At 65.1% G+C, this 19,357-nt stretch carries 17 protein-coding genes; 7 read left to right on the forward strand and 10 right to left on the reverse strand.

Annotation, left to right across the window (positions count from 1 at the left end):
• Nucleotides 1-42 precede the first annotated feature (42 nt).
• On the reverse strand, nucleotides 43-1,236 hold the full coding sequence (locus tag AABF56_RS09000; RefSeq protein ID WP_272807475.1) for an extensin-like domain-containing protein: 1,194 nt from the start codon (nucleotides 1,234-1,236) through the stop codon (nucleotides 43-45).
• A 525-nt stretch (nucleotides 1,237-1,761) separates the two neighbouring features.
• A complete protein-coding gene (locus tag AABF56_RS09005; RefSeq protein WP_272805661.1) occupies nucleotides 1,762-3,582 on the reverse strand; it encodes a methyl-accepting chemotaxis protein in 1,821 nt (606 codons plus the stop codon).
• A gap of 205 nt (nucleotides 3,583-3,787) precedes the next feature.
• Here AABF56_RS09005 and AABF56_RS09010 point away from each other — a divergent pair, with 205 nt between their 5' ends.
• Both AABF56_RS09010 and AABF56_RS09015 read left to right on the forward strand, forming a co-directional pair.
• A complete protein-coding gene (locus tag AABF56_RS09010; protein ID WP_244769603.1) occupies nucleotides 3,788-4,174 on the forward strand; it encodes an acyl-CoA thioesterase in 387 nt (128 codons plus the stop codon).
• A gap of 17 nt (nucleotides 4,175-4,191) precedes the next feature.
• Nucleotides 4,192-4,782 (forward strand): hypothetical protein, encoded by a 591-nt coding sequence (locus tag AABF56_RS09015; protein WP_272805662.1) that lies wholly within the window; start codon nucleotides 4,192-4,194, stop codon nucleotides 4,780-4,782.
• A gap of 2 nt (nucleotides 4,783-4,784) precedes the next feature.
• Here AABF56_RS09015 and AABF56_RS09020 read toward each other — a convergent pair whose 3' ends face one another.
• Genes AABF56_RS09020 through AABF56_RS09040 form a run of 5 tightly spaced genes read right to left on the reverse strand, consistent with a single transcriptional unit; the run spans nucleotide 4,785 to nucleotide 8,749 of the window.
• Entirely contained in the window at nucleotides 4,785-5,957 is a 1,173-nt protein-coding gene (locus AABF56_RS09020) for a DUF1501 domain-containing protein (RefSeq protein ID WP_272805663.1), read from the reverse strand.
• Nucleotides 5,958-5,966: 9 nt separating this feature from the next.
• Nucleotides 5,967-7,439 carry a DUF1800 domain-containing protein gene (locus AABF56_RS09025; protein WP_272805664.1) on the reverse strand — a complete coding sequence of 491 codons (1,473 nt, stop codon included), beginning with the start codon at nucleotides 7,437-7,439 and terminating at the stop codon, nucleotides 5,967-5,969.
• Between the two features lie 57 nt (nucleotides 7,440-7,496).
• A complete protein-coding gene (locus tag AABF56_RS09030) occupies nucleotides 7,497-7,850 on the reverse strand; it encodes a DMT family protein (RefSeq protein ID WP_272805665.1) in 354 nt (117 codons plus the stop codon).
• A gap of 57 nt (nucleotides 7,851-7,907) precedes the next feature.
• Nucleotides 7,908-8,165 carry a hypothetical protein gene (locus tag AABF56_RS09035; RefSeq protein ID WP_272805666.1) on the reverse strand — a complete coding sequence of 86 codons (258 nt, stop codon included), beginning with the start codon at nucleotides 8,163-8,165 and terminating at the stop codon, nucleotides 7,908-7,910.
• Complete coding sequence (locus AABF56_RS09040; RefSeq protein ID WP_272805667.1) at nucleotides 8,162-8,749, reverse strand: NAD(P)H-dependent oxidoreductase; 588 nt, start codon at nucleotides 8,747-8,749, stop codon at nucleotides 8,162-8,164. Before AABF56_RS09040 ends, AABF56_RS09035 begins: the two co-directional genes overlap by 4 nt.
• A gap of 88 nt (nucleotides 8,750-8,837) precedes the next feature.
• Here AABF56_RS09040 and AABF56_RS09045 point away from each other — a divergent pair, with 88 nt between their 5' ends.
• Complete coding sequence (locus AABF56_RS09045; protein WP_272805668.1) at nucleotides 8,838-9,806, forward strand: LysR family transcriptional regulator; 969 nt, start codon at nucleotides 8,838-8,840, stop codon at nucleotides 9,804-9,806.
• Here AABF56_RS09045 and AABF56_RS09050 read toward each other — a convergent pair.
• Together AABF56_RS09050 and AABF56_RS09055 are read right to left on the reverse strand one after the other, a co-directional pair.
• Nucleotides 9,751-10,527, reverse strand: coding sequence for a LytR/AlgR family response regulator transcription factor (locus tag AABF56_RS09050; protein WP_272805669.1), 777 nt, complete (start codon nucleotides 10,525-10,527; stop codon nucleotides 9,751-9,753). The two genes, AABF56_RS09045 and AABF56_RS09050, sit on opposite strands and share 56 nt — an antisense overlap.
• 4 nt (nucleotides 10,528-10,531) lie before the next feature.
• On the reverse strand, nucleotides 10,532-11,623 hold the full coding sequence (locus AABF56_RS09055) for a sensor histidine kinase (protein WP_272805670.1): 1,092 nt from the start codon (nucleotides 11,621-11,623) through the stop codon (nucleotides 10,532-10,534).
• A 203-nt stretch (nucleotides 11,624-11,826) separates the two neighbouring features.
• Between AABF56_RS09055 and AABF56_RS09060 the strand changes: the two genes are divergently transcribed.
• The gene (locus tag AABF56_RS09060) at nucleotides 11,827-12,459 is read left to right on the forward strand and encodes a M10 family metallopeptidase C-terminal domain-containing protein (protein ID WP_244769595.1); all 633 of its coding nucleotides are present in this window, start codon (nucleotides 11,827-11,829) and stop codon (nucleotides 12,457-12,459) included.
• Between the two features lie 52 nt (nucleotides 12,460-12,511).
• On the opposite strand, the gene AABF56_RS09065 is transcribed toward AABF56_RS09060, so the two are convergent.
• Nucleotides 12,512-13,456 (reverse strand): hypothetical protein, encoded by a 945-nt coding sequence (locus AABF56_RS09065; RefSeq protein WP_272805671.1) that lies wholly within the window; start codon nucleotides 13,454-13,456, stop codon nucleotides 12,512-12,514.
• Between the two features lie 113 nt (nucleotides 13,457-13,569).
• On the opposite strand from AABF56_RS09065, the gene uvrB reads away from it, so the two are divergent.
• The 3 genes from uvrB (at nucleotide 13,570) to AABF56_RS09080 (ending at nucleotide 19,345) form a co-directional block, all read left to right on the forward strand.
• The gene (gene uvrB, locus AABF56_RS09070; protein ID WP_272805672.1) at nucleotides 13,570-16,617 is read left to right on the forward strand and encodes an excinuclease ABC subunit UvrB; all 3,048 of its coding nucleotides are present in this window, start codon (nucleotides 13,570-13,572) and stop codon (nucleotides 16,615-16,617) included.
• Between the two features lie 123 nt (nucleotides 16,618-16,740).
• Nucleotides 16,741-18,072 (forward strand): hypothetical protein, encoded by a 1,332-nt coding sequence (locus AABF56_RS09075; protein ID WP_272805673.1) that lies wholly within the window; start codon nucleotides 16,741-16,743, stop codon nucleotides 18,070-18,072.
• A gap of 850 nt (nucleotides 18,073-18,922) precedes the next feature.
• Nucleotides 18,923-19,345, forward strand: a complete 423-nt coding sequence (locus AABF56_RS09080) for a hypothetical protein (RefSeq protein ID WP_272805674.1) — start codon at nucleotides 18,923-18,925, stop codon at nucleotides 19,343-19,345.
• The last annotated feature ends 12 nt before the right edge of the window (nucleotides 19,346-19,357 follow it).

The following is a 19,357-nucleotide window of genomic DNA, read 5'->3' on the forward strand; positions in this document are numbered from 1 at the left end:
CCGGCGGCCCCGCCGGTCTTTTTTTGTCCCGGGATCAGGCAGCTACAGGCTGCAATGCCTGTAGCCGGACTTGCGCACCCTGAGGTCGAAGTGGAAGTGGTCCTTGTGATAGCGGTCGCTGCCGGGGCCTAGCACGGTGGAGAAGTACTTGCAGCTGTCGCTGCGCACCGACTTCAGCAGTCCCTTCTCGCGGAAGGCGAAGAAGCCCTTCTTCTCGATGGCGATCGCCTTGCCGTTCTTCAGCACGATCTTGCCGACGTCTATGGCGTTGCCCTTGGCGTGCTCCGACATGGCGGCGCCGCGCTGCGAGTTCATGGTGCGGCAGGAATAGGAGGACATCTGGTGGATGGCCGAGACGCCCGAGAGGTAGCGCGCGCGGCTGGAGGGAACCAGCTCGTGCTTCACCCAGCGCGCGAAGGCCTCGGTGATCTGGCAGTTGACCTGTGCGGCCGGCTTGATCTGGATGCCGCCGGAAAGGCCGGACAGCTCGATCGGCCAGGCGATGCCGCAGGAGCGCCCGCGGGAAATGCGCGGCACGTCGCGGAACTTGACGCCGAGCTTTGCCAGGCGCTGGCGACAGGCCTTTTCCGAGGCCGGCATGCCGCCCATGGTCTCCGGCATCTGCATCGGGTTGTTGAGGCGCGGCAGGAAGGCGACCTGCTCGCCTCCGCTCGCCTGCCGGCGGCGGGTCGTCGCCTTGTCCGGCACCTGGAGATAGCCGCCGCCGTCCGGCGCCTCGCCAAGCTCGACGCCGGCCTCCGACATCGGGATCGTCGCCGGCTGGCCGACCTGCTGCGGCGTCTCCGAGCCGATGCCGCCGACGACGACCTGGGTGGCGTTGCCCTCCGCGATCTCGCCCGCCTGCGCCTCCGCCAGCCCTTCGACGCGCCCGACACCGAGCTCCGCATCCATGTTGACGCCGCCTTCCGGCACGGTCAGCACGCCGGAAGAGGCCTGGACGGGCTCCGTGATGCCCATCGCCTCGTCGCTGTCGATCATCGGCAGGCGCTTCTTCTGTGCAGGCGCGGCCATCGCCGTATCAGCCTCGACCGGGTAATCCGCGAGATCCCCACCCGTATCGCCGATATCGGCGGCGGGGCGCTGCGAAACCTCCTCCGACGGCCGGATGGCGCCGACGATGTCGTCGGGCGGGGTCATCCCCCCGGAACAGGCGGCCAGCATCGCCGGGACGAGGAACAGCCCGAGCGGTCGGCGCAGACGAGAAACAAACGCAATACCCATTGTCACTTCCGCCAGCCCTGCCCCGCGTCCCGCGGGTCCCGGTTGCGCACATTGTTGTCTGGTCATGGTGCAGGCCGCTTTTGTCCGCATTCGGACGGGACAGGCCCGAAACCGGACGCGAAAAGCGATCGTCCTGCATTTCCAGAGGATTTTCGCGCAACAGGGTAAAGGAACCGTTCCCAGGCGCCCCGCGAGATTGATGGGCATGAGCTTGCTCCGTGGCACCCCCCTCTGCCCTGCCGGGCATCTCCCCCTCAAGGGGGGAGATTGGACGGAGAGCCGTCTCGCCCATTTCAAACGTCGCTGGTTGAACTTTGCCCTCGCCTCTTGCCAATCTCCCCCCTTGAGGGGGAGATGCCCGGCAGGGCAGAGGGGGGTGCTACTACACAGGACAACATTGCCTTATGGGGGAGACACAGGCCTTCCGGCTGACCTCCCCACTACAATTGCGCACGCCCCAACGAAAAACCCCGGCGCCTTGGGCACCGGGGCAAGCGTGTCCGGAGATCGTCTTTTGCGTTATGCCGCGCGGCGCCGGTGGTCCGCCGCTCCGGCTGCGTTCAGCCGGAAATTGCCGAGCAGGGTCTTCAGCTGCTCGCTTTCCTGGGTCAGCGTCTGGCCGGCCGCGTTGGTTTCCTCCACCATGGCGGCGTTTTGCTGGGTCATCTGGTCCATCTGGTTGACGGCCGTGTTCACCTCGGCAAGGCCGGTCGCCTGCTCGCGCGCGGCGGTGGCGATGGAGTTCACCTGGTCGTTCACCTTGTTGACCAGCGCCTCGATCTCGGTCAGCGCATCGCCCGTCGAGCGCACCAGCGCCACGCCGGTGCCGACCTCGGCCGCCGAATTGCTGATCAGCCCCTTGATCTCCTTGGCCGCGTTGGCCGAGCGCTGGGCAAGCTCGCGCACCTCCTGCGCCACGACCGCAAAGCCCCGGCCGGCCTCCCCTGCCCGCGCCGCCTCGACGCCGGCATTGAGGGCGAGAAGGTTGGTCTGGAAGGCGATCTCGTCGATGACGCCGATGATCTGGCTGATGCGGCTGGACGCGTCCTCGATGCGGCTCATCGCGGCGACCGCATCGCGAACGATCGTGCCGGAGCGGCCGGTCGACTGCTTGGTCTCGGCCACCATGCGGCTCGCCTCGGCGGCGCGGTCGGAGGCGTTGCGCACCGTCGCGGTGATCTCGTCGAGCGCGGCGGCGGTCTCCTCCAGCGAGGCCGCCTGCTGCTCCGTGCGGTGCGACAGGTTGTTGGCCGCCTCCGCGATGCCGCCGGCGCTGCCGTGCACGATGTCGGTGGAGCGGGCAATGGCGTTGATGACGCTGGAGAGCGCATCGACGGCACGGTTGAAGTCGTCGCGCAGCTTGGCATATTCCGGCGCGATCGCCTGGATCGAGACCGTCAGGTCGCCATTGGCAAGGCGCTCCAGTGCCTGGCCGACCGTGTTCATGGCGTCCGCCTGGCCCTGGCTCACGGCCTGCTGGCGGCGCTCGCCCTCGCTGCGCTCCTCCTCGAGGCGAACCTGCTGCTCGCCCTCGCGAAGACGAAGCTCGGCGCGCTCGGCAACCGACTGGCGCAGGATCGAAACGACCTTGGCCATCTCGCCGATCTCGTCCTTGCGGTCCGTTTCCGGCACGTCACCGGACACATCCTCATCGGCGATCGCCTGCATCGAGGCCTTCAGGCGCGAGACAGGACCGGTCACGCTCTTCACGATGCCGTAGGCGGCGAGGATGATGGCGAGGCCCCCGAGGGCGAGGATGACCGCCGTTTCGATGGCGTTGCGGCGGAACATGGCGGAAAGGTCGTCCGCATAGACGCCCGTGCCGACGATCCAGCCCCACGGGGCAAAGCCCGCGACATGCGAATATTTCAGCACCGGCTGCTCGAAGCCCGGCTTCGGCCACAGATAGTCGACGAAATCCTGGCCGGTCGGGCTTCCCTTCACGGCTTTCACGAATTCGATGAAGATCTTCTTGCCGGTCGGGTCGGCCATGCCGGACTGGTCCGTGCCGTCGAGCTCCGGCTTGATCGGATGCATGACGATCACGGCGTTCATGTCGTTGATCCAGAAGTAGCCGCTGTCCTCGTAGCGCAGCGCCCGCACCGCGTCCTTCGCCCGCGTCTGCGCCTCTTCGCGGGTCAGCGTGCCGGCGGTCTCGAGCGCGTGATAGTGCTGGAAGAGCGTCAGCATGCTCTCGTCCATCGCCGCCAGCTTCGACTTGCGCTCGGCCACCATCGCTTCCTGGTAATGATAAAGGCTGTAGACGAGCGCCGCGACGACGATGGTCAAGGCAAGACCGACGAGCAATGACAGGCGCATGGATATTCTGAGATTCTTCACCGGGCTCTCCTCAATGGACGCGGCACTCCAACCTTTCCGAAAGTCCGGGAAACCCTTTAAAATCGCCTAAAATTGCGATCATCAATTTTTAGAGTTTGAAAATACTCGAAAATACCGATCGTCGGGTTTCGGCCGGCCGCGACTTGCCCTCTTCCGCCATCGCGCGCATTCCGTTAGACCGGTATCAGCCAGGAAGAGGATGCGCATGACCGACACCAGCAGGCCCAATGGACAACTCACCCTTCGCACGCTTGCCATGCCGGGCGATGCCAATGCCGCGGGCGATATTTTCGGCGGCTGGGTCATGGCGCAGATGGACCTTGCCTCGGGCATCCGCGCCGCCGAGCGCGCGCAGGGCCGCGTCGTCACCGCCGCGGTCAAGGAAATGGCCTTCGACCTGCCGGTGAAGATCGGCGACACGCTCAGCATCTATACGGATATCGTGCGCGTCGGCCGCACCTCGATCACGCTGTCGGTCGAGGCCTGGGCACAGCGCTATCTCACCACCACGCTGGAAAAGGTCACGGGCGCCACCTTCGTCATGGTCGCGCTCGACAAGGACGGCCATCCGACCCCCGTTCCGGTCGAATAGCGGCCGGGAGGCCCGCCATGGAGCACACCGCCCCCGATCCCGCCATCTTCAGCCATGTGCGCGTCGTCATCGGCATGGTGGTGAGCCTCAGCCTTGCGCGCCTGCTGACGGGCGTCGCGCTCTTCATCCAGCATCCGGGCAAGCTGAAGCCCTATCCCGTCCACCTCGCCTGGGCCGGCTTCCTCCTCCTGTTCCTCCTGCATTTCTGGTGGTGGGAGTTCCGCCTGCAGGCGCTGACGACGATCGGCTTCGGCGTCTATCTCTTCCTGATCAGCTATTGCTGCCTGTTCTTCCTGCTCGCCGTGCTGCTGTTTCCCACGACGCTCGACGACTATGCCGGCTACGAGGACTATTTCTACTCGCGCCGCAAATGGTTCTTCGGCGCCTTCGCCCTCGTCTTCGCGGTCGATCTCCTTGATACGGCACTGAAGGGAAAGGCCTATTTCGGCTCCTTCGGCTATGAATATCCGATCCGCAACGTCGCCTTCATCGCGCTCTGCCTTCTTGCCGCCGCAACGGCCAGCCGCCGCTTCCACGCCGCCTTTGTCGGCCTCGGCATCGTCTACCAGCTGAGCTGGATCTTCCGCGCCTTCGACATGCTGGAATAGGGTCAGCCGCGCAGATAGGCCGCGTGCCTGTCGAAGCTCAGCCCGGGGAAGACCGCGGTTTCGAGGTCCCGCGCCGAAATGCCGAACTGCTGGCGCAGCATGGCCGCCGCCAGCTGGCGCAGGTCCGTGGTCGGGCGAAGGTCGCGCCCGTCGAGCAGGTCACTGTCCGAAAGCGACGGCCAGTCGCGGTAGACCTTGCCCCCCGCCACGGCACCGCCCGCCAGGACGGCAAGGCCGCCCGTACCGTGGTCGGTGCCTTGCGAACCGTTCTCCCGCGCCGTGCGCCCGAATTCGGTGATCGCCAGGATCGCCGTCTTGCGCCAGACCGCCGGCGACAGGTTCGCCTTCAGCGTTGTGATGGCCACGGCAAGATCCTCGACCGGCCGCAGAAAGGTACGCGTCTGGCTGAGATGGGTGTCCCAGCCCGTAATGGAGAAGCTGGCGATCCGGTGGTCGGCCGCAAGCATGCCCGCCGTCAGCTTCGCGACGGAGGCAATGCCCGTGGCGCGCTTGTCTTCCGTGCCATGGACCGTGTCCGACAGCATGTCCGTCGCCGTCGCCTCGCGCATTGCGGCGGCGAAGAGCAGATCGTTGCGATAGAGCTGGACAAAGAAGGCCTGCTCGTCCTCGGCGAGCGCAAGGTCGGCGAGTGTCGACCAGACATCGACCGGATTGCTGCCCGAAAGGATCAGCTCGGCCGTCGTGGTGACGTCGATCGCCCGGCGGCCGGCGGAGCGCGGAATGCTGGCGATGGCGCGGTTGAGCCAGCCGGTGCGCTCGTCGCGCACCGCCGCGCCGCCGCTTTCCAGCATGTCCTGCCCGTCGAAATGGCTGCGGCCGTCGCGATAGGGCGTCGATATCGCATGCACGAAGCCGAGCTCGCCCGCCTTCCACAGCGGCATCAGGTCCGCCGCGGCGGGATGCAGGCCGAAGAAGCCGTCGAGATCGAGCAGCCCCATGTCGGCGCCGAGCGCCAGCTTCGGCCGCAGCACCTTCAGTGCCGGATCGCCATAGGGCTGCACCAGCGCCAGCCCGTCCATCGCCCCGCGCAGCACGATCGTCACCAGCCGGTTGTCGCCGGGCATGGCCGCGAAGCTGACAGGCGTGACAAGCGGCGAGGCCGCCACGCAGCAGGCCCCGGACAGGAAGGCTCGGCGGTTGATCTCGCGTGCCATGCCTTGCTCCTAACGCCGGTTGAATTCCGGCGAGGCCAGCACCATTGCCAGCCCCACCGCGCGGTTCGGCGCCCGCGAGACGGTCTCGATCGTATCCGCCCGTGCGGCATCCCCCATCGTCGCTTCCAGAAAGACGCGCGGATCGATCTCGCCGCCGAAGCGTGCCACGAGCCGTCGCGCCCAGGCGATGCGCTCGGTGAGCTGGCTGGCAGTGATCCAGGCGGAAAGCCCCTCCTCCCAGCCTGCCGGGCTCGGCGCCGACCAGATCGGCTGCCCGAACCGCTCGACGGTCCCGGCAGAGAGCCAATTGGCCCTCAGCGCCGGCCTGCCGTCGGCCGTCATCATCGTCACATCCTCGAGCACAGCGATATCGGCCGCCGGCCGGTCGGCCTTCTTCGCGCCATAGACCGGCTCGAGCGTCTTCGCCGGCACGTCCAGCGCCCGAAGCGCAGCGACAACGAAGTCGAACGGCTGGCGCGCTTTGCGCCCCTCCTCTTCCCAGCTCCGCGGATGCTCCAGCATTGCCCGGTAGACATCGAGCAATCGCCCGTCGCTGCGCTTCCACGCCGCCACCATCGCCTCCACCACCGGCTCCGGCGGGTCGTCGGCCAGGAAGTGCACGACGAGCTTGCGGCAGATGTGGCGGCGGGTCTCCTTGCGTGCAGCAAGGTCGTCGAGCAATGCATAAATCTGCTCGATCTCCCGCCGCTTGCCGCCGTAGTCCTTGCCGAGCACCCGGTAGACGCCCGGCTCGGCCGAACGCCGGCGGAAGACCGTCTCGTAGACCGGTGCCCGATACCACCACAGCCCCGTCAGCACATAGGCGGCCGAGCGCACGTCCTCCTGGCTGTAACCGCTGCCCGCGCCCATCGTGTGCAACTCGATGAGCTCGCGTGCGAGGTTCTCGTTGAGACCGCGGCCGGATTCCACCCCCTGCGGAGAATTCGGTCCGATGGAGGCGGTCTGGTCGAGATAGGCGAGCATCGCTGGATGCAGCACGGCTGCCTTCAGGAGATCGGAGAAGGAGCCGGCAAGATGCGGGCGGATGGCCTCCGCCTCATGCATCGGCGCCAGAAGCCGCATGACGCCGCCCTTGCGCACATCGACAGTGAAATGATCGCACCAGAAGGCGACGAGCCGCTCGTAGAAACCGTTGGGCGAAAAGGCGGCCTGGCGGACCTTCAGGTGCCGGTCGCGCTGCATGCTGTTGACGAGCGCGATGTTGTAGGGATTGATGGGACGCATGCCGACGGTCATCAGCATGTCCTTGTCGCGCGCCGCCTTGTAGGCGACGTTGAGCTCGCGGTAGGCGGAAAAGCGCGCGCGCCGTCCCTCGATGCCCTCGTGGGGAAAGAGGCAGGTCTCGCGGGTCCCGCGCTCCACCTGGCGCAGGAGCGCATCGACGCTCTCCGGCGCCGCCTCGCCTGGCCTTCGGCCGTAGCCGAAACGTATCGACGCCATGGTCGTAAAGGTCGTGGTCACGCAAGCCTCATCCGATCCGTCCCATGCTTACGCCGGAATGCGACTATTTTAGGAGCCCTATCCCTTGAACACAAACGTCGCGCCGGCTGCGATCAGCAGGAAGCCGATGGCGTGGTTCCAGGTCAGGCTCTCCTTCAGCCAGAAGACCGAGAAGCCGGCGAAGACGACAAGGGTGATCACCTCCTGGATCGTCTTGAGCTGGGCCGCCGAATAGACCTCGTGGCCGATGCGGTTGGCCGGCACCGCCAGACAATATTCGAAGAAGGCGATGCCCCAGCTGGCCAGAACCGCGACGAGGAGCGGTGCGGACTTGAACTTCAGGTGCCCGTACCAGGCGAAGGTCATGAAGACGTTGGAGAGGCAGAGCAGCACGATCGGCCAGACGGCCGCCGGAGTGAGGCTGAAGGACATCGCGAATCCTGATTCTTAAGGAGGTCGGACAAGGGCATACCCGACCCGCCGCCGCCGTCAAGGCCGCCGCTCCGAAATCGCCCGGAGGGACAGCCCCCCGTCCGGCCGCCGCTCCGCCTTCGCGAGGACGACCAGCGCGACGGCGAGCATCGGCCCGCCGTTGAAGGGATGCAGCGCCCGCAGCATGCCGGACCCCAAATTCTGCCCGGCTATGAACGGCACGGCTTGCGGGACATGGAGCCGCGCGGCCAGCCCCGCCCACCGCCGCGCCGCGGCTTTTCGGGCGATGCAGGAGCGATCGCCGCCAAGGCTCACCCCCAGGCCTCGACGAGATAGCGGCGCGGATCGTCCTCCGGCTCGCCCGCCTTACGCCAGGCTTCGAGCGGGGCGGCATAGTCCCGGCCGGCGGAAAACAGCGAGAGCTCGTCGCGCGTGTCCGCCCGGTAGACGAGGAAGGGCGGCTGCCACGGCAAGCCGCAGCGATGGGCGGTCGCCTCCAGCGGGCGCAGCAGCTCCGCCATGGTGAACCGGTTGGCGCCACCGGGGGCATAGGCTTCCGGCACATTGCCCGCCGTCGCCGCGACGAGCAGCGGCTTGCCCGCCAGCAGGCGGCCCTCCGCCTCGTCGTGGATATAGACCATGCGGGTGAGCACCGCATCCTGCCAGGCCTTGAGGAGCGGCGGCGTGGAATACCACTGGATCGGGAATTGCAGCACGATGCGATCGGCCGAAAGCAGCCGGGCCGCCTCCTCGCCGGCATCGATCCTGCCGTCCGGGTAGAGCGCGTACAGGTCGATGAGCTCGACATCCGGCAGCCGCAGGGCCGAGGCGGCGAGCACGGCATTGGCACGCGAGCGGGCGAGATCGGGGTGAAAGAGAAGGATCAGTGTCTTGCTCATGGCGTCGTCTCCTGTGTTGACGCAACCAGGATGCCGCCCAGCATGAAATCATTCCAATGGATGATTCATATATGCTATTATCGATTTCATGAATTTGCGATCGATCGACCTCAACCTTCTCGTCGTGCTCGATGCCCTGCTCGACGAGGCGCATGTCTCGCGCGCCGCCGCAAAGCTGAACCTGTCGCAGCCGGCGGCATCGAGCGCGCTGGACCGCTGCCGCCACCTGTTCGGCGATCCGCTGCTGGAGCGCGGCAAGGGCGGCATGCGCCTGACGCCGCGGGCGGACGCGCTGCGCGACCCGCTGAAGACCCTCCTCGCCGGCATCGCCGCCGTCGTCGATGCGCCGGAGGAACCGCTCGCCGAGATCCGCCGGACGGTGCGCATCGTCACGGCGGACCATCCGGGCATCCTGATCGTCGGCCCGCTGCACCGGGCGCTCGCCGGCTCCGCCCCCGGCATCGATATCGTCATCCAGCCCTGGCATGGCGCATCGGCGGCGCTGGAGGCTCTGGCGCGCGGGGCGAGCGACATCGCGGTCTCGGTCTTCCCCAGCGTCGACGCGGCCGCCTTCCATTGCGAGACGGTGCTGGAGGAACACTATGTCGTGGCGATGCGCCGGGACCATCCGGCCGCCCGCGGCTTCTCGCTCGACGGCTGGCTCGCCTATCCGCACATCCTGGTCTCCGGCCGCGGCGATACGCGCAGCGGCTTCGACGACCAGCTTTCCGCCCTCGGCCGCAGCCGCCGCGTCGGCATCGTCGTGCCGAGCTTCCTGATGGTGCCGCCGCTCCTTGAGGAAAGCGATCTCATCGCCATGATGCCGAGCCATTGCGTGCCGGCGGATGCGGCGGCCCGCTTCCACGTCGCCCGGCCGCCGATCCCCGTTCCCGGCTTTCCGCTGCACATCGCCTGGCACCGCCGCCGCGAAAAGGATCGCGCCGTCCAGCATGTCGCCGACATGCTGCGCGATCTGCTGGCCGGCGCCGACGCGCCCGCCCTCACCCCTGCATCAGCCCGTCCCGCACCGCCCGCAGGTAGGTCCGGCCGACCTTGATCTCCGTCTCGTCGCGCAGCACCACATGCAGCACGCCGAGCGGCCCGCGCTTCACGCGCACCACCTGGTCGCGCCGCACGATCGCACTGCGGCTGATGCGCAGGAAATCCTCCGCCGGCAACCGCCGCTCCAGCGCCGAGAGGCTCTCGTTGTAGAGAAAGCTGCCCTGCTCGGCGTGCAGCTGCACATAGTCGCCGGCGGCCTGGAACCGCAGCACCTTTTCAGCAGGGATGCGGATGGTCTCCCGGCGCGATTTCACCCAGAATTGCGTCGGCCGCGTCGCCTGTTCGCGCAGCGCCTTGCGCAGCGCGGCGACGGTTTCGCGCAGCTCCGTCACCGCGTCCCGGTTCTCGCGGGCGACGATCATCGCGCGCGCCCGCTCGAGCGCCTGCCGCAGCCGTTCCGGCGTCACCGGCTTCGTCAGGTAGTCCACGGCATTGCATTCGAAGGCGCGGATGGCGTGATGGTCGAAGGCGGTGACGAAGATCGGCAGCGGCGCGTGCGGGCCGGTCTGCTCCAGCACGTCGAAGCCGCTGCCGCCGGGCATCTGGATATCGAGCAGCAGCACGGCGGGTGCGAGAGCGGCGATCTGCTCGAGCGCCTGCGGGACGTCGCCGGCCTCGCCGGCAACGCTCACGCCGTCGATCGCCGCGAGCATGCGGACCATGCGACGCCGGGCGATCGGTTCGTCATCGATGATAAGAACGGAAATTTCGGTCATGCGGTCACGCGGTCCTGATGGGCATGGTCAGGGTCACGCGGAACCGGCCATCGCCGGTCCGACCGTAGTGATACCCGCTCGCGCCGGGAAAGCGCCGCGCCAGGCGCTCGCCGACATTTCTGAGGCCGATGCCGAAGCTCGCCGCGCCGGGCAGCTGGTCGGCAAGCGCCATGTCGTTCTCGACGAGGAGCCAGAGGCGCCCCGCCTCCTGCCTGGCGCGGATGGCGATGGTCACGCCGCCCGCCTTGCGGCAGGCGCCGTGCTTGACGGCGTTCTCGACGAGCGGCTGGAGGATGAGGCTCGGCACCAGGACCTTGCGCAGCTCCTCCGGGAGGTCGATCTCCACCCCCATGCGGTCGGAAAAGCGGCGCTGCTCGATGGTGAGGTAGCCGGTCTGCAAGGCGACTTCCTCCTCCAGCAGCAGGTCCTGCAGCGGATCGAGCGCCAGCGTCGTGCGCAGATAGGCCGAGAGGGAGAAGACCATGTCGCGCGCATCGTCGCGCTCGCCCTCCTCGATCAGCCCGGCCATCGAATTGAGCGTGTTGAACAGGAAGTGCGGGTTGAGCTGGTAGCGCAGCGCCCGCATCTGCGCCGCCATGGCCTCCTCGCGCATCAGCGCCAACCGCCGCTCGTGGTCGCGCAGGTCGAAACTGTAGCACAGGGCGAGGAACAGGCAGCTCCAGCCGAAATAGAGCGACGTGCCGTAGATGACGTTGTAGGCGATGCCCGTCATGTCCCACACCGGCGCCGCGGGATAGACGCAGATCGCGTAGATCGCATGGTCGATGCCGCAGTAAAGCACGCCGCCGACGAGCGACAGCGTGAAGCAGAGCGCGGCCTTCGCCGGCAGCGGCAGCGCCTTCAGCCGGACCAGCAGCATCGTCAGCAGCGCCGCCAGCAGCGCGGCCATCGCCAGGAGAAAGACCTTGCCGACGGCCGAGTCGACCGGATCCGTGCCCGCCAGCCCCCACAGCAGGCTGGAGCTCAGGAAGACGGCAAGCAGATACAGCCCGCCGAAGCGCAACGTTGCCCGTTGCAGCTGCGACTCGCTCTGTTCGGCGTGAGGAATGAATGGCAGACTCGATACAGTGCTCATTGCGCGAATAATCGTTTTTTCCCTGAAAACTGTCGAGTGCCGTTCAGCGACGAAAATCAGCCGTTCACCGAAAGGCCGCCCGTTGGGCTGGCGCTTTGCATCCTTTCGCCGCTCCTGCGCTTCACAAGCCGGACAGCGCCCGACCATTCATGCGCACCGGTTGGCTGGACGCCGCCGATGCTTCATGATTCCGGAGATATTCCATGGCTACACTCAAAGGCGACAACAAGAACAACTTCCTGATGGCGGACCCGATGAACGGCGATTCCGTCTACAAGATCTACGGCTACGGCGGCAACGACCGGATTTTCGGCCACTCCAGCGCCTACAACAAGATTTACGGCGGCAATGGCAACGACATCATCTATGGCGGCGACTTCAAGAACTACATCGAAGGCGGCAAGGGCAACGACCAGATCCACGGCGGCGATGGCCGCGACGTCATCATCGGCGGCGCCGGTGTCGACAAGATGTGGGGCGGTGACGGCGGGGACCGCTTCGTCTTCAAGAGCATTGCGGAGATCGGCAAGGCCGAGGGTCGCCGCGACGTGATCGAGCAGTTCAAGTCGAACACGTTCGACGGCCGCGACAAGATCGACCTCTCCGCCATCGACGCCATCGCCGGCACCAAGAAGAACGACGCCTTCACCTTCGTCGCCAAGGAAGGCGCGGCCTTCAGCGGCAAGAAGGGCGAGCTGACCTGGACCGAGACCCAGCTCAACAACGGCCACTACACCAAGCTCGTCATGGGCGACGTCAACGGCGACAAGAAGGCCGACTTCATCCTGGAAGTCGATTCCTTCGGCGACCTCTACAAGGGTGACTTCATCCTCTGATCGCTCCTCCCAGGCGACGCGAAACGCCGGCCCCCGCCGGCGTTTCGTGTTCCTAGCCGATCTTGCGCACGAGCTGCGCCGTCGCCAGCAGCGTCACGAGATCGCGGATCATCGGCCGGATGTAGCGGTCGAAGTCGATGGGCGTATCCACCGGCGGCAGCTCGAAGAAATCCTTCCTGGTCGGCACCAGCAGGTAGCATTCGCGCCCCGTGAGGGCGAGGCGCACCACATCGTCCCGCCACACGCTCGCGAGATAGTCCAGCGCCTTCGCAAGCGTGCCCTGCACGATCGGCGTCGCCGCCTCCGCGCGGTCGGTGCGGAACTCGTGCGACACGTCCACCTCCACATTGCCGCTCGTCACCAGCGCCAGCCGGGAGCCGCCGAAGAGGTCGCGCATGAAGCGGTGCACGGCGTTCGGCTTGCGCGCGGCGATCAAGAGGCCGGGAAACTCCTCCTCCCGCAGGAAATGGAAGATCACGCCCTTGAAGGTGGTCTGCCGGCTCTTGCCGCTGCCGGTGCTCAGCTCCGTTTCGGAAAGCGTGAAGGCCAGCCCTTCGTGCACGCCGGCGATCATGTCGCCATGCACGGCGCGGTCGCGCTGCACGAACTCCTTGCCCGGCATGCCGGCGATGAAGCGCGGCGTCGCGCCGTGAACGTACTGCACCTCGTCGACGAAGCCGAAGACCAGCGGCAGCATGCGGTTGCGCAGCGTCTGCTGGAAGCGCTTTGCCGGCGCCACGGCGAATTTCCAGACGAAGGTCCCCCCGACGATCAGCGCGGCCAGCGTGACGAAGGTCCAGTCCTCCTCGATCTGCGTCGCGACGAGATAGAGCACGAGCACGGAGAAGAGCAGGTAGACGCCGAGCAGCAGCGTCACGGTGACATACATGTCGCGCGCCACCTTCGGCCGCGCCGCGTTGTACTCCGCCACCGCGCCGTGCAGCGCGTCCAGCGAACCCTCCTTCGGCATCATTGCCGCCTCGTCCACCGTGCTCATGCGCGCTCCCAGACCGTGTTTCGAGGATAACGGCCGGGGGCGGCGGCAAATTCGTTTCCCTTTTGTACTCACGCCCCCTTTCCTTTCCGGATGACTCTCTCCATATTCCCCGCATGGCCAGATCACCGAAGAAATCCCCGCCCTCGAACCCCGGTTTCGAGGAAGCCCCGCAGTCGGACTTTGAGGGCGCGCCGCTCAGCGGCAGCGTCTCCGACTGGGTGAAGCAGCTCGAGGCCGAGGCGGAGGCCGCGAGCGTCGAGAGCCGCCGCGAGGTCGCCTCCAAGGCGGGCAAGCACCGCAAGACGGTGGAGAACGCCGCCCGCCGCCACACCGAGCAGGTCACGGTCTCCAAGACATCCCGCGGCGTCTCGATCGGCGGCTCGTCCGACCCGAAGACCCGCGCCGCCGCCGGCCTGATGCCCGTCTCCGGCCTCGACGTCTCGCTGGAGGATGCCGCCGCGCTGGAGAAGGGCTCCGGCGTCACCGCTACGGTGGAGGCCCTGTCGAAGCTCATCGAGAGCGGCAACCCGCTGTTCAAGGACGGCAAGCTCTGGACGCCGCACCGCCCCGCCCGGCCGGAAAAGTCGGAAGGCGGCATTCCGATCCGCATGATCAGCGACTACCAGCCCGCCGGCGACCAGCCGACGGCCATCAAGGACCTCGTCGACGGCCTTTCCGACGGCGAGCGCAGCCAGGTCCTGCTCGGCGTCACCGGCTCGGGCAAGACCTTCACCATGGCCAAGGTGATCGAGGAGACGCAGCGCCCCGCCGTCATCCTCGCGCCGAACAAGACGCTGGCCGCGCAGCTCTACAGCGAGTTCAAGAACTTCTTCCCGGAAAACGCGGTCGAATATTTCGTCTCCTACTACGACTACTACCAGCCGGAGGCCTATGTCCCGCGCTCGGACACCTATATCGAGAAGGAATCGTCGATCAACGAGCAGATCGACCGCATGCGCCACTCCGCGACGCGCTCGCTGCTGGAGCGCGACGATTGCATCATCGTCGCCTCGGTCTCCTGCATCTACGGTATCGGCTCGGTCGAGACCTACACCGCCATGACCTTCCAGATGGAGGTCGGCGAACGGCTCGACCAGCGCCAGCTCCTCGCCGACCTCGTCGCCCAGCAATACAAGCGCCGCGAGATGGATTTCCAGCGCGGCTCCTTCCGCGTGAGGGGCGACACCATAGAAATCTTCCCCGCCCACCTTGAGGATGCCGCCTGGCGCATCTCGATGTTCGGCGACGAGATCGACGCGATCACCGAGTTCGACCCGCTGACCGGCCAGAAGACCGGCGACCTGAAATCGGTAAAAATCTACGCCAACAGCCACTACGTCACCCCCCGCCCGACGCTGAACGGCGCGATCAAGTCCATCCGCGAGGAGCTGAAGCACCGCCTCGCCGAACTGGAAAAGGCCGGCCGCCTGCTGGAGGCGCAGCGCCTCGAGCAGCGCACGCGCTACGACCTGGAAATGCTGGAGGCCACCGGCTCCTGCGCCGGCATCGAGAACTATTCGCGCTACCTGACGGGCCGCCGCCCCGGCGAGCCGCCGCCGACCCTCTTCGAATACGTGCCCGACAACGCGCTGATCTTCATCGACGAAAGCCACGTCACGATCCCGCAGATCGGCGCCATGTACCGCGGCGACTTCCGCCGCAAGGCGACGCTGGCCGAATACGGCTTCCGCCTGCCCTCCTGCATGGACAACCGCCCCCTGCGCTTCGAGGAATGGGACGCCATGCGCCCGGACACCATCGCCGTCTCGGCGACGCCCGGCGGCTGGGAGCTGGAGCAGTCCGGCGGCGTCTTCGCCGAGCAGGTCATCCGCCCGACCGGCCTCATCGACCCGCCCGTCGAGGTGCGCCCGGCCAAAAGCCAGGTCGACGACGTGCTGGGCGAGATCCGCGAGACCGCGCAGGCCGGCTACCGCACGCTGGTCACCGTGCTCACCAAGCGCATGGCCGAGGATCTTACCGAATACCTGCACGAACAGGGCGTTCGCGTGCGCTACATGCACTCGGACATCGACACGCTGGAGCGCATCGAGATCATCCGCGACCTGCGCCTCGGCGCCTTCGACGTGCTGGTCGGCATCAACCTCTTGCGCGAGGGCCTCGACATTCCCGAATGCGGCTTCGTCGCCATCCTCGACGCCGACAAGGAAGGTTTTTTGCGCTCGGAGACGTCCCTCATCCAGACCATCGGGCGCGCGGCGCGAAACGTCGACGGCAAGGTCATCCTCTATGCCGACCAGATCACCGGCTCCATGCAGCGCGCCATGGACGAGACGAGCCGCCGCCGCGAAAAGCAGGTGGCCTACAACGAGGCCAACGGCATCACCCCGGAATCGGTGAAGGCGAAGATCTCCGACATCCTCGATTCGGTCTACGAGCGCGACCACGTCCGCGCCGACATTTCCGGCGTCTCCGGCAAGGGTTTCGCCGATGCCGGCCACCTCGTCGGCAACAACCTGAAGGCCCATCTCGAAGCGCTCGAAAAGCAGATGCGCGATGCCGCCGCCGACCTCGACTTCGAAGCCGCCGCCCGCATCCGCGACGAGATCAAGCGCCTCAAGGCCGCCGAACTCGCCGTCATGGACGATCCGATGGCGCGGGACGAGGCAAAGGCGCAGGAAGGTGGCAAGGGCGGAAAGGCCGGCCCTTCCCCCTCCGGCACGCCCTCGGGAAAATCGCGCCCCACCTCTCCTCCGTCATCCTCGGGCCTGACCCGAGGATCCACAGCCACAGCCGCAGAAGTCGCCTCAAAATCCCTCTTCCAGAAACCCTCGCTCGACGACATGGGCCCGGGCACCGACACCGAGCGCCCCCTCTTCCGCAAGCCGCACCTGGACGAGATGGGCCGCGACGTCGCGACCCCGGCGGGCAGATCCCTCTTCCGCAAGAACACGCTCGACGAAATGACCGTCGGCCGCACCGAAAAACCCGTCACCGGAGACCTGCCGGACCGCCCCCCGGAAACCATCGGCACCAAGAAGCGCCAAGCCCCCCTCCCCGAAGGCCAGCCCGACCGCGCGGCGAGCGCCGAGGACGCCAAGCCGGTCCGACGGGGGAAGATCGGCGTCGGGAGCTATGAGGATCCGGCGGAGGTAAAGCGCAAGGGGCGCACGAAGGGGAAAACGGGGCGGCCGGGGCGGTAAAATATTGAGGTGAAAACTATAGCTTATACTCAAAAAAATCAAACACACTTGCCAAACACATACTTAACAATATAAATTACATAATTACTTTAAAAAAATACGGAAGCCCGGGGAGCATAATTTATGCATGAACACATACTAGCACAACTCTCTCTTCCGGATCGATACGAGCGACTCACAAGCAAGCTCGGCGCAGATGTTGCAAAAATACTTATTCCACCAAACAATAGCGACGTACTAGGCATACGAGCACTTGCAACAGATGTAGTCACTCGGGACGAAGGCGTTCTTGTTCCTTTATTCGGCAATACCGGAATAGGGAAAACTACTTTTGTTGAAAATATAGGCCAATGGCTTCCATCCGATTTTACGGCTACTATGAATTATGAAGGAGAGCTAACATATCAAGGATTGACTGAGGCAGTATCTGGGTTTTCGAGAAAACTTCCCACGAACAATCGAAAACTTATCCCAGTAAATATTGACCATAGAGAAAACAATCCTCCCTCAGATAGTGAGTTGTCTGCAATAAAACGGTTTTTGCGAACGAATAGTGGTGGCGTTCCCTCTATTATCTTTTGGCCGGAGACAAATCAAAATACCGCAAATGCGCTGGCTGAACGTTATGTAAATATATCGGGAGAAACGGCCATTAAGCTTCCAATAATTTGGAACGGACCAGAAAGAAGAACTTGGATAAACATAGCAAAGCATACACTTAGCTTATCAAATAAAATTGAGAACCTAGAAATGCTGGGAGTCGATCCTGATAATTTTGACCCCGGCTCCTATCCGACGTTAGGCGCATATCTGAGAAAAATATCACAAGAATTTAATGCGCAGGTATTAAAACTCAGACAAGAACTTGAGAAGCCGGTTTCGTTGGTTATCGCATTTGTGAGTGAAAGCAACACTCCAGGAGTATTGTCACAACTGACATCCCCCTCTCATTATGGTTTACTTGATGCGCATGCGCTTATTTCCGTTACATCACAAAGCGTTGTAGGTCGATGGTGGAGTAGTCGACGCGGTCTTCTGACAAGGACAATCGTCCAGCTCAACGCACGTGCAATTTCACTACCTCCAACAGCTGCTGCATCTTGTATCCGAAACTATACCGATACAATGCCTTTATTCGACCAAATCGGATATCGCCGATACGGGCCTGCACGAGCGGTTCGAGATTTAAGTAGGTCAGATCTAGGAAAACTTGTATCCGGTGAAAAAATCTCTCGTTTTGAAGCACGGGGGACTCCGCCAGAAGACGCGGCAGCGGCATTCGATCTCCTCGCCCAACAAGGTTTCAACCTAGGAAGAGACAAGAACTTGAATCGCGTCATGCGCGACTCCATAGAAGGGCTTCTTACAGAAAAATCTGTTTCATTCACAAATGTGAGCTGTGAAACAAAATTACCATTTTGCCCGCTCATTCCTAGACAACGCTATTCATGGTAACGACGACGTGACGTGTATCGAGTACACTTGGAGATCAGGAGACTTCTTGTCTTCAAAGAATAGATCTTCCGTTGCGCAATATATTCTTACGAAGCTTCAAAATTACGCCAGAGAACTCGAATGGAGTAACGATTAGATAGATTTTCACAAATAATTTTAAGCTAATAAAATTCAGCGCGGAAACAACACAACAAAGCGATTTTCCCCACCCCCACCCACCCATGCCATACTCCTCTCATCCCGCCGCGGATACACCGCAAGGCGTTGCGGCGAGGCGGGGTCGGCGCTTTTGGCGGGGGACGGACGTAAGCCGTCGCCAAGGGGGCTCGCGGAAAATGGTCTCCCTCCGGCGACACGGGGGAAGCGCCAGGGCGTCGGACCGGCCCTGTCGTTTCAGCCCCGGACGGCGCGTCGGGCGTGCCTGTGCGGCACACAAGGAGGCCGGGCGTGACGGATGCGTCGGCATCGTCCGCCGGAGCGGCGTTTTCCCGGGAAAGGCGTAAAAACCTTTCCGTCCGGACCGGGCTCAGGGCGAGCCCGCCCGGCGCGCAAAACCGGACAGAACCCGTCCCGGAAACCGGCGGCCAACATTCTTGCACCCGGCCTTTGCAGAGAGACCCAAGTCGCGGGCAGAAACCGCCGAACGGGGCGCTGAAAGGCGTCATATACATATTTCTGACCCGGCGGCTTCCAGCGCCCCGTCCGAAAGCCGATGCACGAACCCCGGCGCGGTTCTTTTCCACGCGCGGCGATGCGGACCCGTGTCCGCACGACTTCAAGCCCGGAGCGAGCGCCGGACGCGGCATGTCTGCACCCCCGGTCCCGCCTCCCCCATCTCAGAGGAAACCCGATGCCCAGGACGTACCAGCTTCCCCCGCCCGACCGTCACCTGCTCGCCCGCGCGGCCGAGATGCTGGCCCTGCCGCAGCGCGTCTGCCGCATCCGCGCCTGCCGCCGCCAGGGGCGCTGCGCCTGGTTCTTCCACGGCACGCAGGAGCCCTGCTGCCTCGCCAATCTCGACGCGGCGCAGCGCCGCCTGTTCGACGACGTCGCCGCGGTCGCGCGCGACGTCCGGGATCTCGGCAATTCCTGGGGCAAGCTCTCCTTCGCCTCGCCCTGGCGCGAGACCCGCGCCCTGCAGGACGCCGCGGTGGAGGTCGCCCGCCCGCTCCTGCGGGGCGCCGCGCTTACCGAGTTCCGCGCCTTCGCCGCCGCGCGGGCGAAAAAGCCGCCGGTGCGCTACGAGGGCGACGAGCCGCCGCTGACGGTTTGAGACGGCGCGGCC

Source organism: Shinella sp. WSC3-e (assembly GCF_945994535.1).
In the GTDB taxonomy this organism is placed as follows: Bacteria; Pseudomonadota; Alphaproteobacteria; order Rhizobiales; family Rhizobiaceae; genus Shinella; species Shinella yambaruensis.